We start from the raw sequence: 15,552 nt of genomic DNA, 5'->3' as shown, positions 1-15,552 counted from the left end.
GAATGACTTCCTCTGTATTAATTTCCATCTATATCTCCAGAGCCGTTAACCTTGGTGTCTTTGTTAGATGGGTTTCCGTAATACTCTATATCTCCAGAGCCGTTAACTCTAGCTTTAATACTATTTTTTGCATATACACTAGCGTCTCCAGAACCAGATACTGTAACTTCCGTATTATCTGCTTTTAATTCTTTACCATCATAATCTCCACTACCAGTAAGTGTTAGTTCAAAATTTGAAGCAGACCCTCTTAAACTCATATCGCCACTACCCGTAACTTTAGCATAAACATTACTTGCATCAATTTCTAACCTAACATCTCCAGAACCCGTAAGTTTAGTTGCAAAATTATTGGCTTTAATTTTAGTTTTACCATATAAATCTCCACTTCCTGTTAGGGTTGCTTCAGAAATGTCTCTAATTGGAATTTCAATTTTAATTCCTTTTTTAGTTCTAAGGTTTACGCCTTTTTTCTTTTTAATAATAAGTTCATCTCCATTAGTTTCAATAATGATATAATCATGTAAGTTATCATCTGTTGTTACCGAAATGGAACCTTCGTTACCATCTACTAGAATAAAATCCATAGAGCCTTGTGCTTTTATTGCATCATATTCTCCTGTAGAAACTGTTTTGGTAGTTACATTACCATTTCCTACTACTTTTTTATTTTTTCCCCATTGTGCTGAAGCATTAGTAATAAATGTTACAGTAAGGAATAGAAATGCTGCTTTTTTCAAGTTTTTCATGGTTATAATCTTTTGTTTAATTAGTACTTTTTAAGTGTTACGCCGCCGTAATCTGAATTAATATTCATAGTGTTTCCACTATTGTTGTTTCCGTGATATCCTTCATATGATTTATCTGAACCATCTTTTGAGGATTTAGTTACTACAAGGTTTTCCTCTCCATTTAGTCCAGCATATTCTAGGTTGATAATAAAATTAAAACTGTAACCACTATCATAGCCTAGTTTAACTCCGGTGTATTCTGAGCGAATAGTTACATCTTTAGCCGTACTGGTTAATCTATCTATAGAGATAGAACCATAATCTGTATTTAAATTAATACTTCCAGAAACAGTCCCTATGCTTTGATTTACATAGTCGCCACGACCTATTATATCTCCTGCTTTGCCAATTTGCACTTTTCCATAGTCACAGTTATAATTGATATTAGTAACTGTTCCTATTTCAGATTTTGTGTAGTCTGCGGTTAATTCTAAAGATTCAGTTTTTCCTAAACTAAATGAAGAATAATCTGCATTTATTTTTCCGCTCTTCATAAATCCAATTGCTGACTTGTTTGTATAGTCAAAATTTAGGTAGTTATCTTCAGCATTAAGAGATCCAATGATGAGTTGCCCATAGTCACAATTAATTTTTGCATTACCATCTAAGTCATTAATATTAATTGCTCCGTAGTCATTATCAAGATCTACAGTATTCGTTTTTGGTAATTTAATTTTGTAGTTTACTTCCATAGAAACTTTTTTGTTCTTGTTTCCATCACCCCACCAGCTCCAAGAATTGTTTTTCTTTTTGTTTCCAAAGTTAGTTGTAGCAGTAACTAAAGATCCATTGGCAGTAAAATCTACAGTAATTTCATCCAATCGCTTTTTTACCATTTCTTCATCGTCACCATTTGTCTTAATTGTAACTTCTATTACCGTTCTGTTTTCACTCCAAGTAACAATATCTATATTTCCATAGCTGTTGTTCACTCTTAGCCCAGCATTTGCATTTACTGAATACTCTTTATTTATCTTTTTCTCTTTTGTGTACTTTCCCTTAAACTTATCATTATTTGCAAATACCAAAGCTGGTACTAGCAATAATAATAGCAAGGGTGTGTTAAATAATTGTTTCATTTTTTAATTCTTTAAGTGTTTCTATTTCTTCTATGGTTGTAATAACCTGTTCAAGTAAATCTACTCGCTTCTGAAAGTTGGTAATCATTGCATAAATTACTCGCTTATCATTACCGCTCTCTATCAAATCTTTTTTTAATCCTTGATACTCTTTTTCAAGTGTATTTATTTGTAAAAGTGCATCATCAATTAAAACTTTGGTTTCGGCGTTTTCAAAACTTTTAAGCTTTAAAACTTCTTTATTGATGGTTGTTATAAAAAAGGATTGTGTTTTTTCCATTTCTGGAGAAACACTAGCTAATTCTCCACTAACTTGATCTTTAGATGTAAAAAAGTTAAATCCAAGTGTGACCAAAAGTGTTAATGAAGCAGCTATTGATAATGGTTTCCACCAATTTATTTTTTTAACGGGTGCTTTTCTATTGTTGTCCAGCTTTGCTAAAAACCTACTTTGGTGTCCAAGAGGAGTTTCGTGTACATCAAAACTACCGTCTAAGTCTTTAAAAATTTTTTCTATATCATTTTTCATGATGCAAGTGCTATTTTTTTTCGTAAACTTTCTTTTGCTCTAGAAATTAGTGTTCTACAATTTGCATAGCTTATTTGTAGTATGTCACAGATTTCTTCATAATCAAAACCTTCAATAAAATGAAGACTTAATACTTGTCTATAATTGTCATGAATAGACTCCATACTTTCGAGAACTTGAGATGCTTTCATGGATTTGTATTCTTCTTCTGTAATACTACTTCCGGCCTCTTCAACCTCTAATAGGTTTTCTTCTGCTATAGCTACATAGCGTTGTGATTTTTTATATTGTGTAATACTATTATTCACAACAATTCTTTTTAGCCAAGCTCCAAATGTTGCGTCCCCTTTAAAAGTATGTAGTTTGTTAAAAGCTGTAATAAAAGATTCTTGCATTACATCTTCTGCTTCTGCGGTATCTTTTACAATGCGTATTGCTGTATTGTACATAGCTTTTTGGTATCGGTTGTACACTTCTAGTTGTGCTAGCTGATTTCCTTTTTTACAAAGGGGTAATAACGATTCAATATTTTGGTTGGTTAATGACAAAAACTTGTATGGTTTTCTATAAAGATACGCCTTGTATTAAATTGTTACAGTTGTATTTAAAATTTGTTATATAAATTTTTAGTATGTGGCATAACTATTGGCGTTATTAGGGTGAAGTATTACTGTAATAATATGTAATTATTTGTATTTCAGTAAATTAATAAAATACTAATTGTAAAATAGCATTGTTGTACACTCTATTTCGGTGACACAATGTCGTACTTATATATATGTCCAAAACAAAATTAAAAACAATAGACAGTTTGTCATTTCAAGAATTGCAAGACGAGGCAGATTTAATTCCATTATTATCTGCAGAAGATGAAGATGCTATGGAAAAAGAAGAGCTTCCAGAAATTCTTCCTATTCTTCCGTTAAGAAATACAGTATTATTTCCAGGAGTTGTAATACCTATTACTGCTGGACGTGATAAATCTATTAAACTCATAAAAGACACAAATAATGGAAATAAAACTATTGGAGTTGTGTCTCAAAAAGATGAGTCTAAAGAAGACCCTAGTATTGATGATATTAATACAACAGGGACAGTTGCGCGAATTTTACGCGTACTCAAAATGCCAGATGGAAATACAACAGTAGTTATTCAAGGAAAAAAAAGGTTTAAGGTAAATGAGATAATTACCAAGGAACCCTATTTAACTGCAAAAGTTAACTCTGTAAAGGAGGCTAAGCCTGCAAAAGAGAATGAAGAGTTCAATGAAATCATTAACTCAATTAGAGAACTTTCTCTAGAAATAATTAAGGAAAGTCCTAATATACCTTCTGAAGCGGCCTTTGCAATAAAAAATATTGAAAGTAATTCGTTCTTAATAAATTTTATTTCTTCTAACCTCAATATAGACGTTGCAGAGAAGCAAAAGCTTTTAGAAATAAATGATTTAAAAGATAGAGCACTTGAAACGTTAAAGTACATGAATATAGAACGACAAAAACTGTCGTTACGAAATGATATTCAGTCTAAAGTTCAAAGTGATATTAATCAACAACAGCGAGAATACTTTTTAAATCAGCAATTAAAAACAATTCAAGAAGAGTTAGGAGGAACTTCTTCTGAAGCTGAGATTGAAGAAATGCGCACACGAGGGAAGTCTAAAAAGTGGAATGAAGATGTAGCAAAGCATTTCAAAAAAGAGCTTTCTAAATTGCAACGCATGAACCCTCAAGTAGCCGAGTATAGCATACAACGTAATTATCTTGAGCTAGTATTAGATTTGCCTTGGGAAGAGTTTAGTAAAGATAAATTCGATTTAAAAAGAGCAAAGAAAATATTAGATAGAGATCACTATGGTTTAGATGATGTAAAAAAACGCATTATAGAATATTTAGCAGTTTTAAAGCTAAGGAATGATATGAAATCACCTATTCTCTGTCTATATGGACCTCCTGGAGTTGGTAAGACATCTTTAGGAAAGTCTATTGCTGAAGCGCTTGGTAGAGAATATGTTCGTATTTCTTTAGGTGGTTTAAGAGATGAAGCAGAAATAAGAGGGCATAGAAAAACCTACATTGGTGCCATGCCGGGACGTATTATTCAAAGCCTTAAAAAAGCTGGTACAAGTAATCCAGTTTTTGTGTTAGATGAGATAGATAAACTTTCAGTTGGCGGACAAGGAGACCCATCAAGTGCTATGCTTGAAGTCTTAGATCCAGAACAGAATAGCGCTTTTTATGATAATTTTTTAGAGTTAGGATATGACCTTTCTAAAGTAATGTTTATTGCAACATCAAATAGCTTAGCACCTATACAGCCTGCATTACGTGACCGTATGGAAATTATAAATGTTTCTGGCTACACTATTGAAGAAAAGGTAGAGATTGCAAAAAAACATTTATTGCCAAAACAACTGGTAGAGCATGGACTTACTAAAAAAGATTTGTCTATAGGAAAACCACAGTTAGAAAAAATAGTTGAAGGGTACACAAGGGAAAGTGGTGTGCGTGGTCTTGAAAAACAAATTGCAAAAATGGTGCGCTATGCAGCAATGAAAATTGCTATGGAGGAAGAATATGACAAAAAAGTAACTAATGAAGTTGTTTTGGAAGCATTAGGACCTGCAAAACTACAACGTAATAAATACGAGAATAATGATGTAGCTGGAGTGGTTACAGGTTTGGCATGGACTAGAGTAGGGGGCGATATTTTATTTATAGAATCAATACTATCAAAAGGGAAAGGAAACCTTACCATGACAGGGAACTTAGGGAAAGTGATGAAGGAGTCTGCTACTATTGCACTAGAATTTATAAAGTCTAATGCAAAAAAATTAGGACTTGACCCTGAAGTGTTTGAAAAATACAATATCCACATTCATGTTCCAGAAGGGGCTACTCCTAAGGATGGGCCTAGTGCCGGAATTACTATGTTAACGTCTCTAGTTTCTTTGTTTACGCAACGTAAAGTAAAAAAGAGCATTGCTATGACTGGTGAAATAACATTACGTGGAAAAGTATTACCGGTTGGAGGAATTAAAGAAAAAATACTTGCGGCAAAAAGAGCCAAAATTAAAGAAATTTTACTTTGTGAAGACAATAAACGAGACATCGAAGAGATTAAGCCTGAGTACCTTAAGGGACTAACCTTTCATTATGTGAAAGAGATGAGTGATGTTTTAGATTTAGCATTGACAAAAGAGAAGGTTAAAAATGCCAAGAAATTGTAGAAGCTAGAGAATGTAAAAGCTTTTTTCTAATTCAAAAATAAATTATCATTGCAGTCGTTTTAACTCTAGAACGATAACATCTTAATGAATAAGAAGCTATATTATTTATTATTCTTACTTATTTCAACTACTGCATTTTCGCAAGTGGGAGGACGTTCTACCTATCAATTTCTTAATTTAGTAAACAATCCTAGACAAGCAGCTTTAGGTGGAAAAATAGTAACTAACTATGATTATGATCCTATACAAGGATTGTTTAATCCAGCTAGCATTAACCCAGCAATGGATAATCAATTATCTATTAATTACTCAAACTATATTGGTGATGTAAATTACGGTAGTGCTGCTTATGCTTATCTATGGGATAGACGAACTCAAGTATTACATACTGGTATAACTTACATTAATTATGGAAAGTTTGATGGGTTTGATGAACAAGGGAATGCCACAAGTAGTTTTAGTGGGGGAGAAGTTGCATTATCTTTTGGGCATGCACGAAATATTGCTTTTACTAACTTTCATGTAGGAGCGAACGTACGATTTATTTCTTCAAAATTAGAACAGTATTCATCTTTTGGAGGGTCGCTAGATTTAGCTATTATGTATATTTACGAAGATTGGGATTTGCATATTACTGCTGTTGGTAGAAATATAGGAACTCAATTTACACCTTACGATGAAATATACGAGCCGCTACCTTTCGAGTTAATTTTAGGTATTTCTCAAACCCTTCAAAACATACCTATTCGTTGGCATTTTACACTAGAAAATATGCAACGCTGGAAAGTAGCCTTTGCAAACCCAAACAGAGATGAAAACGATTTAGAGGGAAATTCAACAAGTGAAAAAATTAACTTTATTGATAATGCCTTTAGGCATATGATTGTGGGTATTGAGTTGTTTCCTGAAAGCGGATTCAATATTCGTTTAGGCTATAATTTGCGCCGTGCCGAAGAACTTAGAATTGTTGAACAACGTGCATTTGCCGGATTGAGTGCTGGTTTCTCCATAAAATTGAATAAATTACGCCTTAGTTATGCTTACTCACAATATAGCACAGCTGCAAATTCAAGTTTTTTTGGTTTAAATATCGACCTTCAATAATGCACAAAATTACTATAGCCATTGATGGCTATTCTTCTACAGGAAAAAGTACAATAGCAAAACAGTTGGCAGACTGGCTTAGTTATATATATGTAGATACAGGCGCTATGTATCGTGCTATTACATTGTATGCAATTAATAATAATATTATTTCTGAAGGTTTTTTTGATACTGAAAAACTTATAACTGCCTTGCCAAGTATTAAATTATATTTTAAAAAGAATATAGCTACAGATAAAGCTGAAATTTGCTTAAACGGTATTTCAGTAGAGAAAGAAATTAGGACTCTAGAGGTCTCTCAGTTTGTAAGCCCTATTGCTACTATTTCTGAAGTAAGAAGAAAACTAGTAGATCAACAACAACAAATGGGAAAAGAAAAGGGTGTTGTAATGGATGGACGCGATATAGGCACCGTTGTATTTCCAGATGCGGAGCTAAAAATATTTTTGGATGCATCAGCTGAAGAACGCGCAAAACGTCGCTATAAAGAACTCTTAGATAGAGGGGAGGAGGTTACTTTTCAAGATGTTTTGCAAAACGTAAAAGAAAGAGATTACATAGACTCTACAAGAGAAGACTCTCCCTTAACTAAAGCCAAAGATGCTATTGAAATAGATAATAGTGAAATGAATCTTGAAGATCAATTTCATATTATTTTACAACTAGCAAAAGATAGAATTGCTGGAAGAGTATAAAAAAAGGCTTCAGAAATGAAGCCTTTTTTTATCTCAAAGTTACAAACCCATAAGTAACGTTAGGATTTTGTATTTCTTTTTTAAGTTGTAAATGTCTTCTTTGGGTTTCCAACTTAACCTTTCTGTATAATGAATTTCCAAATTTCATAACTGTCGTTTTTTTGATTGATGTAATAATTCTAGAGACGTTGATTAAAATCTCCTTTTAGAATTCCAAGCTTTTCCTATTGTTGTCTTTGGAGTATCTTTTAGCGTGTAACTGTTTAACTTTTTCATGATTTGATTGTTTTTGATTGATATATTAATAATTATTTAGAACCTTCTTTTTGAGTTCCAAGCATTTCCTAAAGTGTTTTTAGGAGTGTCTTTTAGCGTGTAATTGTTTAAAGTTTTCATGATTTATTTGTTTAAATTATTTGATGTATACTTACAAGACTAATAACTACTATTTTTGTTACAGTATTATGTTATGCAAGGTACTATTTTAACATATTTTAACAAAAAACAGTAGTTTTACTAATGTTTAGATACAATAAATATGATATTTGATATAATATTATTACTTTTGCAGCCCTTTTAACGACAAAGCAAGAGTAAAAGGAACTATATAAAATCAAAACTAAACCCTTCTGTGGGATTGTCGTACTAACTTCTTGTAACAACACAGAATACAAAGCTCGAAGGAAATCATTTTTTAAGACTTCCGTAGTCACGGAAGAAATTTAATCCTTCGAATTAAATTTATGGCTGATAAAGCAAAAAAAGAGGAAGCAGTAGCAGAGAAAGCTAAAGCTCCAAAAAAAACTACTAAGAAAGCAACAAAAAAAGCTGACGAAGTAAAAGAAAAAGCTACTAAAGAAGTTGTTGAAGCAACAGAAACTGTTGAAGAAACAAAAGTAGAAACTCCAAAAGAGGAACTTACACCTCAACAAGCAAATCCAGAAAAATTTCTTGAAGACTTTAACTGGCACAATTATCAGGAAGGAATTGATCCTATTGATGATGGTAAACTAGAAGAGTTTGAAAAGTTAGTTGCAGAAAACTTTGTTGATACTTTAGATAACGAAGTTGTAGAGGGAGAAGTGATTCACATTACAGATCGTGATGCTATTATAGACATCAATGCAAAGTCTGAAGGTGTTATCTCTTTAAATGAGTTTCGTTACAACCCAGACCTTAAGGTAGGGGATAAGGTAGAAGTGTTAATTGATGTTCGTGAAGATAGCACAGGGCAATTAATTCTTTCTCACCGTAAAGCTAGAACAATAATGGCTTGGGATCGTGTGAATAAAGCACATGATGAAGGAACTATCGTTAACGGATTCGTTAAATGTCGTACTAAAGGTGGTATGATTGTAGACGTATTTGGTATCGAAGCATTCTTACCAGGTTCTCAAATAGATGTGAAGCCTATTCGTGATTACGATGCGTATGTAGGGAAAACAATGGAATTCAAGATTGTAAAAATCAATCACGAATTTAAAAACGTTGTTGTTTCTCATAAAGCACTTATCGAAGCGGATATCGAAGAACAGAAAAAAGAAATCATTGGTCAATTAGAAAAAGGACAAGTATTAGAAGGTGTTGTTAAAAACATTACTTCTTACGGAGTCTTTGTAGATCTTGGTGGTGTTGATGGATTAGTACACATTACAGACCTTTCTTGGTCTCGTATTAACCACCCTAACGAGATTGTAGAATTAGACCAAAAACTAAACGTTGTTATTCTTGACTTTGATGAGGATAAAACACGTATCCAATTAGGTCTTAAACAATTAAACGCACACCCATGGGATGCCCTTGGTGATGAGCTTAAGGTTGGAGATAAGGTAAAAGGTAAAGTAGTTGTAATCGCAGATTACGGTGCATTTATTGAAGTTGCAGAAGGAGTAGAGGGACTCATCCACGTAAGTGAAATGTCTTGGTCAACACACCTACGTAGTGCACAAGACTTTGTAAATGTTGGAGACGAAGTAGAAGCACAGGTATTAACACTAGATCGTGAAGAACGTAAAATGTCACTTGGTATTAAGCAATTAACGCCAGATCCATGGACAGATATTACTAAGAAGTACCCTGTAGGTTCAAGACACAAAGGGATTGTACGTAACTTTACAAACTTTGGTGTTTTTGTAGAACTTGAAGAAGGTATAGATGGTCTTATTTACATTAGCGACCTTTCTTGGACAGAAAAAGTAAAACACCCAAGTGAGTTTACGAATATTGGGGATACACTAGAGGTTGTTGTACTTGAGTTAGACGTAGAAGGCCGTAAGTTAAGCCTTGGACATAAGCAAACCGAAGAAAACCCTTGGGATAAATATGCTACAGACTTCGCAGTTGGCACAAAACATACTGCCACTATTGAGGAAATAGTAGATAAAGGAGCTACAGTTGTATTAAATGATGATATTACTGCCTTTGTTCCAACACGTCACTTAGAAAAAGAAGATGGTGATAATTTAAAGAAAGGTGAAGAAGCAGAATTCCAAATTATTGAATTCAATAAAGAATATAAGAAAGTGGTAGCTTCTCACATGACTATTCATAAAGAAGAAGAAGCGAAAATAGTTAAGCAAGCAGCTAAAAAAGCAGCGAAGCAAGCTGAAGAAGCAAAACCAACATTAGGGGATGCTAATTCAAAACTACAGGAGCTTAAAGATAAAATGGACGGTAAATAATCTGTTTTTTCTTATAAATTTTAAAAACCTCTCAATTTTGAGAGGTTTTTTTATTTACAGTAATACGAACAATTTGATATATTTTAAATTAAAACCCTTAAATTTGCTTTCTGAATAGATATTCAGAGACTTCCTATGAGCCAAAAAGTGTTATTAAACGCTACCGAAATTAACATAGCGCTACATCGCCTGGCTTGCCAATTAATTGAAAATCACGATACATTTACTGAAACTGTTCTAATAGGTATTCAACCACGTGGAACTTTTCTTGCAAATAGATTAAAAGAACTACTAGAGACTGTATATAAAATAAAAAATATTCAGTTAGGATATCTTGATATTACGTTCTACCGTGATGACTTTAGAAGAAGCGATAAACCACTTGAGGCAAACAAAACCAACATTAATTTTATTGTAGAGGATAAAAAAATTGTGTTTATAGATGATGTATTATTTACAGGGCGAAGTATTCGCTCTGCATTAACAGCAATACAGTCTTTTGGACGTCCTAGCGAAATTGAACTACTTACTTTAATTGATAGAAGATTTAGTAGACACCTACCTATTCAACCTGATTATAGAGGTAGACAAGTAGATGCTATTAATGGAGAAAAAGTGAAAGTGTGTTGGAAAGAAAATGAAGGAAAAGATGCTGTGTATTTAGTTAAGAGTTAAAAAAAGTAATAATGAGCGAATTAAGTGTAAACCACTTATTAGGAATTAAGTATCTTACCAAAGATGATATACAACTTATCTTTGAAACTGCAGATCATTTTAAAGAAGTGATTAATCGTCCTATCAAAAAAGTCCCTTCGCTTAGAGATATTACAATTGCCAATTTATTTTTTGAAAACAGTACGCGTACTCGGCTTTCTTTTGAATTAGCAGAGAAAAGACTTTCTGCAGATGTAATAAATTTTTCGGCAGCATCTTCTTCTGTTAAAAAAGGTGAAACACTTATAGACACGGTAAATAACATCCTATCTATGAAGGTTGATATGATTGTAATGCGTCATCCTAACCCTGGAGCTGGTGTATTTTTGTCAAAACACATCAACGCAAGTATTGTAAATGCTGGTGATGGAGCCCATGAGCACCCTACCCAGGCATTATTAGACAGCTATTCAATTAGAGAGCAATTTGGAGAAGTAAAGGGTAAAAATGTTGTAATTGTTGGTGATATATTGCATAGTAGAGTAGCATTATCAAATATATTTGCCTTGCAAAAATTAGGTGCAAATGTAAAAGTATGTGGCCCTAAGACCTTAATACCAAAATATATTTCAAAATTAGGTGTTGTCTTTGAGCCAAACTTGAAAAAAGCATTGGAGTGGTGTAATGTGGCGAATATGCTTCGTGTGCAAAATGAAAGAATGGACATTAGTTATTTCCCTTCTACAAGAGAATATACACAGCAATTTGGTTTAACCAAAAAAATACTAGATAGTCTATCCAAAAAAATAATCGTAATGCATCCGGGTCCTATTAATAGAGGAGTGGAAATATCAAGTGATGTAGCAGATAGCGAACAGGCAATTATCTTAGACCAGGTACAAAACGGTGTTGCTGTTAGAATGGCGGTATTATATTTGCTTGCTTCAAAAATTCAACATAAAGAGTAAATAGCTATTTACTTTCAAGAATTTAAATGAAATCTTCAGTAACAAAACTTACAAACTCACACAAGATAAATAATTAGGGCACTCCATCTCCCTTATTCAAATAGTATATATAGATGAAAATAGAAAATAAAGACTCTTACGTAATTCTAGCTGATGATAGAGGTAATTTAAAAGAATTTGCTTCATTTTTAGAATACCAGATTCCTAATAAGTTTAAAGGTCAGAATGTGGTAATTGATTTAACTGAAAATGAAAACCTATCACTTGAAGAATTATTATTCTTTTTAAAAGTTTCTAACCTACACAGGAAAACAAAACAATCTTTCGTTTTAGTAAGCGATGCTATAAGTGTAGATGATATACCTATGGAAATGATAGTAGTGCCAACACTTCAAGAAGCAGGAGACATAGTGGAGATGGAAGAAATTGAAAGAGATTTAGGGTTTTAATATAGTTTCTGCGAAGGCAGAAATATATTTAATGATAAATTATATAAAAAGTTTTTTATGATTGAGGAAGTTTATTTCTGTTTCTTTTCCTCCAAAGTTTAAAAATACTAAATGCTGAAATGGCAGCAATCCCAATAAGTATTATAGCTCCCATTAGGTTTCCATAGATAACATAGCCTGTTGCAAATAGTGAAGAATACACAAAGACAATTCCTAGTAACATAGAAGCGAAGTCTATTGTAAAAACATCTGTAGTGTTTTTTAGAGAGATGTTTTTTTGAGCTGCGTGTGTTTTAAATTTTTTCCAGCCACTTCCATATGGAGTTACAGCATTATAGAATGAACTTAACGTTTTACTATTGGTTGGACGCGTTAATAAGGTTACAAGAATCCAGCTTACAGTTGTAATTCCTACTCCAATGATAAGTTTTTCGTAATCTTCTATTCCAAACTCTGTAAATTCGAAAAATAGAGCAACAACAAAGGATACAATCATACCTGTTATCTCGCTGTATGCGTTTATGCGCCACCAGAACCATCGTAAAATAAAAATGAGTCCTGTACCAGCTCCAATTTGTAATAAGATAGCAAACGTACTTAGAGCGCTACTAAGCACTAATGCTAAAAGAGCCGATAATGCCATTAAAACTAAAGTTGAAATTCTCCCAACAGCTACTAGTTCTTTTTCTGAAGCTTCAGGTTTCATAAATCGTTTATAAAAGTCTAACGAAATATAAGAGGAGCCCCAGTTTAAGTGTGTAGAAATTGTACTCATAAAAGCAGCAATTAATGAGGCTACTACCAATCCTAACAATCCAGCAGGTAGATTAGTAAGCATAGCAGGGTATCCTAAATCATGTCCTAAGACCGCATTTGGAAACTCTTCGCCAATGTCTGATAGCTGAGGGTATAACACTAATGATGCTAATGCAATTAAAATCCATGGCCAAGGACGTAATGCATAATGCGCAACATTAAAGAGCAGGGTAGCTCCAATTGCATTTTTTTCATCTTTTGCAGATAACATACGTTGGGCAATATACCCGCCTCCACCTGGTTCTGCTCCTGGATACCAAACACTCCACCATTGTACAGCAATAGGAATAACTAATAAAACAAGTAAAGACTTAGTGTCGTTAAAGTCAGGCAGAAAATTAAGTTTATCGGCTACGTTTTCATGAGTAAGTAAATTCTCTAATCCTCCAACTTCGGGCATATTAATTATATAGTAAGCAGCCCAAACAGAACCTATCATTGCAATAATAAACTGAATAAAATCTGTAAAAATAACCCCGCGTAACCCACCAAAAGAGCTATATGCTACTGTGATAATAGAAGCGTATAAAACACATTCCCAGGGTGCTAGATTAAATAGGATTCCTCCAATTTTAATAGCAGCTAAACAAACGGATGCCATTATCATAACATTAAAGAAAACCCCTAAATACAAGGCTCTAAACCCTCTTAAAAAAGCAGCTTCTTTCCCACTATAGCGTAATTCGTAAAACTGTAAATCGGTAAGAACTTTAGAGCGTCGCCAAAGTTTTGCATATACAAAGACAGTTAGCATCCCAGTTATTAAAAAAGTCCACCAAACCCAATTTCCAGAAATACCATTTTGTCTAACTATATCGGTAACAAGATTGGGAGTATCAGCAGAAAAAGTAGTAGCAACCATAGAAATACCCAGCAACCACCATGGCATATTTCTGCCAGACAAAAAGAATTCTTGTGTGTTTTTTCCAGCTTTTTTGGAGACAACAACACCAATAACTAGAAAAATAGCAAAAAAAGAAATAATTAATACCCAGTCTAGTGTTGCTAATGTCATTATCGAGAATGTTGGAATTTTAGTTTTTTAGCTTGTTCTACCCAGTTATCACGTTCAATTCTCTCTGGAAAGAAATCTATAAGCTCTGTTATTACAACAATATCTGTAGAGCGTAAATTGCTTATTTGCTCAAAATTAAAGAGACCAATTTCATTAAGTCTTTGTTGTACATAAGGTCCAATTCCTTCAATTCTTGTTAAATCATCTTTCTTACCATTGGCTAGCCCTATGATTTCAAAATTAAGTTTAGGCTTTTCTTTTGTGTATTCAATAAAATTATTTACTCTTTTTTCTGCAATTGTTTCTTTGGTAGTCTCTTCGTTTATATTTTCTTGTGTTTGTTTTACTACCTCTACAATTTTAGGTTTTATTTCGGTAAAAATAGTTTCAATATCGTTAATAGCTCTTTCATTCTTCCTTGGGCGAACTTGTAACTTATTAACTTCTTCCTTAAGACGTTTTATAATTTTACGCTCTTTTGTTTTTTTAAAGTAGGATGCAGAAAAGTAACCAATAAGGAAAGTGCTAAACATAAGCAAGAAAATGCCTAGATAGTCAGGGAGGACTGCTATAAATTCAGTAAAATTATTCATTAGTAAATAGTACTTCAATTCGTCTATTAGTTACTCTACCTCTTTCTGAGGCATTGGTATCTATTGGTTCTTCTTCGCCTTTAGATGAAGCTTTAATCTGTTTTGCATCTATTTTGCCTTTACTTACCAGATACCATCTTACTTGTCTAGCATATTCTAGTCCAAGCCTATAATTATCAATACCATTGCCTACGTTATCAGTATGACCTATAATTTCAATCTTGGTATTTGGATTTTTACTTAACACATCTTTTACATGTACAAGCAACTCCTGTAAATCTTTGTTTATTAATATTCCGTTATTTGAAAATTTTGGATAAACGGTTTTATTAATTGTAATATCTGTATCTATTTCTCTTCTAAGCACATCACTTTCTTTAATGAAAGAAAACGATATACCATTACTATACGTATCTTCTTGAGAAAACTTAAATTCTTTAATAACAGGTTTAATTATAATTTTTTCTGAAGGTATACCAACACTAATTAATTTCTCTTTTATTGTATTTCCTCTTTGAAACCCATAATTAGGAGTTTCAAAATCTTCAGTTGGACTATAGAGCGCATTTACTTCTATATTTAAATTGGGTTGTTGGGTTAAGTAACTTGCAATTTTATATTGATAATCTATAGTTGGATCTATTATAACATCTTTACTATTCTTTTTTATAATAATACCAGAAGTATAACTTGCTAGTATTGTACTATCTGTTTTAAGAATTTTTAAAGCTGCTACTTCAGTATTTTCTTTCTTAGTTAAGGTGTCTTTTATTACAGGGGTATCTACTTGTTTTGTTTTCTCTTTTGGAAGCACTTCGCTTATACTAGTATTAGGCGTGTTGGGAGAAACCCAAGAGTATAACCATAATCCAAAAAAGGACCATACCAAAAATATGATTAAAGCTAGACCGAAGTTTTTCATCCAGGGGACTAAAGGTTGTTTTGAGTA

At 32.9% G+C, this 15,552-nt stretch carries 14 protein-coding genes; 7 read left to right on the top strand and 7 right to left on the bottom strand.

What is annotated here, in order from left to right; all coding sequences use genetic code 11:
* Window positions 1-17: 17 nt before the first annotated feature.
* Genes RM538_RS03095 through RM538_RS03080 form a run of 4 tightly spaced genes read right to left on the bottom strand, consistent with a single transcriptional unit; the run spans window position 18 to window position 2,947 of the window.
* Window positions 18-749, bottom strand: coding sequence for a head GIN domain-containing protein (locus RM538_RS03095; RefSeq protein WP_311331929.1), 732 nt, complete (start codon window positions 747-749; stop codon window positions 18-20).
* Between the two features lie 20 nt (window positions 750-769).
* Window positions 770-1,870: a hypothetical protein gene (locus RM538_RS03090; protein ID WP_311331928.1), complete on the bottom strand. Its 1,101-nt coding sequence runs from the start codon at window positions 1,868-1,870 to the stop codon at window positions 770-772.
* A complete protein-coding gene (locus tag RM538_RS03085) occupies window positions 1,854-2,399 on the bottom strand; it encodes a hypothetical protein (protein ID WP_311331927.1) in 546 nt (181 codons plus the stop codon). Before RM538_RS03085 ends, RM538_RS03090 begins: the two co-directional genes overlap by 17 nt.
* Window positions 2,396-2,947, bottom strand: a complete 552-nt coding sequence (locus RM538_RS03080; RefSeq protein ID WP_311331926.1) for an RNA polymerase sigma factor — start codon at window positions 2,945-2,947, stop codon at window positions 2,396-2,398. Before RM538_RS03080 ends, RM538_RS03085 begins: the two co-directional genes overlap by 4 nt.
* A 230-nt stretch (window positions 2,948-3,177) precedes the next feature.
* On the opposite strand from RM538_RS03080, the gene lon reads away from it, so the two are divergent.
* The 7 genes from lon (at window position 3,178) to RM538_RS03045 (ending at window position 12,179) form a co-directional block, all read left to right on the top strand.
* Window positions 3,178-5,628 (top strand): endopeptidase La, encoded by a 2,451-nt coding sequence (gene lon, locus RM538_RS03075; protein WP_311331925.1) that lies wholly within the window; start codon window positions 3,178-3,180, stop codon window positions 5,626-5,628.
* 84 nt (window positions 5,629-5,712) lie between these two features.
* Complete coding sequence (gene porQ, locus RM538_RS03070) at window positions 5,713-6,732, top strand: type IX secretion system protein PorQ (protein WP_311331924.1); 1,020 nt, start codon at window positions 5,713-5,715, stop codon at window positions 6,730-6,732.
* Window positions 6,732-7,427, top strand: coding sequence for a (d)CMP kinase (cmk, locus tag RM538_RS03065; protein WP_311331923.1), 696 nt, complete (start codon window positions 6,732-6,734; stop codon window positions 7,425-7,427). The genes porQ and cmk overlap by 1 nt, the downstream gene beginning before the upstream one ends.
* 743 nt (window positions 7,428-8,170) lie before the next feature.
* Window positions 8,171-10,108, top strand: a complete 1,938-nt coding sequence (gene rpsA / locus RM538_RS03060) for a 30S ribosomal protein S1 (RefSeq protein WP_311331922.1) — start codon at window positions 8,171-8,173, stop codon at window positions 10,106-10,108.
* A 135-nt stretch (window positions 10,109-10,243) separates the two neighbouring features.
* Window positions 10,244-10,783 (top strand): bifunctional pyr operon transcriptional regulator/uracil phosphoribosyltransferase PyrR, encoded by a 540-nt coding sequence (gene pyrR / locus RM538_RS03055; RefSeq protein ID WP_311331921.1) that lies wholly within the window; start codon window positions 10,244-10,246, stop codon window positions 10,781-10,783.
* A gap of 11 nt (window positions 10,784-10,794) precedes the next feature.
* Window positions 10,795-11,730: an aspartate carbamoyltransferase catalytic subunit gene (locus RM538_RS03050; protein WP_311331920.1), complete on the top strand. Its 936-nt coding sequence runs from the start codon at window positions 10,795-10,797 to the stop codon at window positions 11,728-11,730.
* Between the two features lie 113 nt (window positions 11,731-11,843).
* The gene (locus RM538_RS03045) at window positions 11,844-12,179 is read left to right on the top strand and encodes a ribonuclease Z (protein WP_311331919.1); all 336 of its coding nucleotides are present in this window, start codon (window positions 11,844-11,846) and stop codon (window positions 12,177-12,179) included.
* 55 nt (window positions 12,180-12,234) lie between these two features.
* Here RM538_RS03045 and RM538_RS03040 read toward each other — a convergent pair whose 3' ends face one another.
* Genes RM538_RS03040 through RM538_RS03030 form a run of 3 tightly spaced genes read right to left on the bottom strand, consistent with a single transcriptional unit; the run spans window position 12,235 to window position 15,525 of the window.
* Window positions 12,235-14,010, bottom strand: coding sequence for a sodium:solute symporter family protein (locus RM538_RS03040; protein WP_311331918.1), 1,776 nt, complete (start codon window positions 14,008-14,010; stop codon window positions 12,235-12,237).
* Window positions 14,010-14,603 carry a helix-hairpin-helix domain-containing protein gene (locus RM538_RS03035; RefSeq protein WP_311331917.1) on the bottom strand — a complete coding sequence of 198 codons (594 nt, stop codon included), beginning with the start codon at window positions 14,601-14,603 and terminating at the stop codon, window positions 14,010-14,012. The genes RM538_RS03040 and RM538_RS03035 overlap by 1 nt, the downstream gene beginning before the upstream one ends.
* Window positions 14,596-15,525, bottom strand: coding sequence for an OmpA family protein (locus tag RM538_RS03030; protein WP_311331916.1), 930 nt, complete (start codon window positions 15,523-15,525; stop codon window positions 14,596-14,598). Before RM538_RS03030 ends, RM538_RS03035 begins: the two co-directional genes overlap by 8 nt.
* Window positions 15,526-15,552 lie beyond the last annotated feature (27 nt).

It is taken from the genome of Patiriisocius hiemis (assembly GCF_031846325.1).
Taxonomy (GTDB): domain Bacteria; phylum Bacteroidota; class Bacteroidia; order Flavobacteriales; family Flavobacteriaceae; genus Patiriisocius_A; species Patiriisocius_A hiemis.
The sequence above is the reverse complement of the archived record's forward strand: the minus strand, read 5'-3'. Positions and strand labels throughout refer to the sequence as shown.

What these genes read in the sequence shown, in the direction of transcription:
- porQ (WP_311331924.1), top strand. Translation starts at nt 5,713, where the DNA reads ATGAATAAGAAGCTATATTATTTATTATTCTTACTTATTTCAACTACT.
- cmk (WP_311331923.1), top strand. Translation starts at nt 6,732, where the DNA reads ATGCACAAAATTACTATAGCCATTGATGGCTATTCTTCTACAGGAAAA.
- RM538_RS03095 (WP_311331929.1), bottom strand. Translation starts at nt 749, where the DNA reads ATGAAAAACTTGAAAAAAGCAGCATTTCTATTCCTTACTGTAACATTT.
- RM538_RS03030 (WP_311331916.1), bottom strand. Translation starts at nt 15,525, where the DNA reads ATGAAAAACTTCGGTCTAGCTTTAATCATATTTTTGGTATGGTCCTTT.
- RM538_RS03085 (WP_311331927.1), bottom strand. Translation starts at nt 2,399, where the DNA reads ATGAAAAATGATATAGAAAAAATTTTTAAAGACTTAGACGGTAGTTTT.
- pyrR (WP_311331921.1), top strand. Translation starts at nt 10,244, where the DNA reads ATGAGCCAAAAAGTGTTATTAAACGCTACCGAAATTAACATAGCGCTA.
- RM538_RS03040 (WP_311331918.1), bottom strand. Translation starts at nt 14,010, where the DNA reads ATGACATTAGCAACACTAGACTGGGTATTAATTATTTCTTTTTTTGCT.
- rpsA (WP_311331922.1), top strand. Translation starts at nt 8,171, where the DNA reads ATGGCTGATAAAGCAAAAAAAGAGGAAGCAGTAGCAGAGAAAGCTAAA.
- lon (WP_311331925.1), top strand. Translation starts at nt 3,178, where the DNA reads ATGTCCAAAACAAAATTAAAAACAATAGACAGTTTGTCATTTCAAGAA.
- RM538_RS03045 (WP_311331919.1), top strand. Translation starts at nt 11,844, where the DNA reads ATGAAAATAGAAAATAAAGACTCTTACGTAATTCTAGCTGATGATAGA.
- RM538_RS03050 (WP_311331920.1), top strand. Translation starts at nt 10,795, where the DNA reads ATGAGCGAATTAAGTGTAAACCACTTATTAGGAATTAAGTATCTTACC.
- RM538_RS03090 (WP_311331928.1), bottom strand. Translation starts at nt 1,870, where the DNA reads ATGAAACAATTATTTAACACACCCTTGCTATTATTATTGCTAGTACCA.
- RM538_RS03035 (WP_311331917.1), bottom strand. Translation starts at nt 14,603, where the DNA reads ATGAATAATTTTACTGAATTTATAGCAGTCCTCCCTGACTATCTAGGC.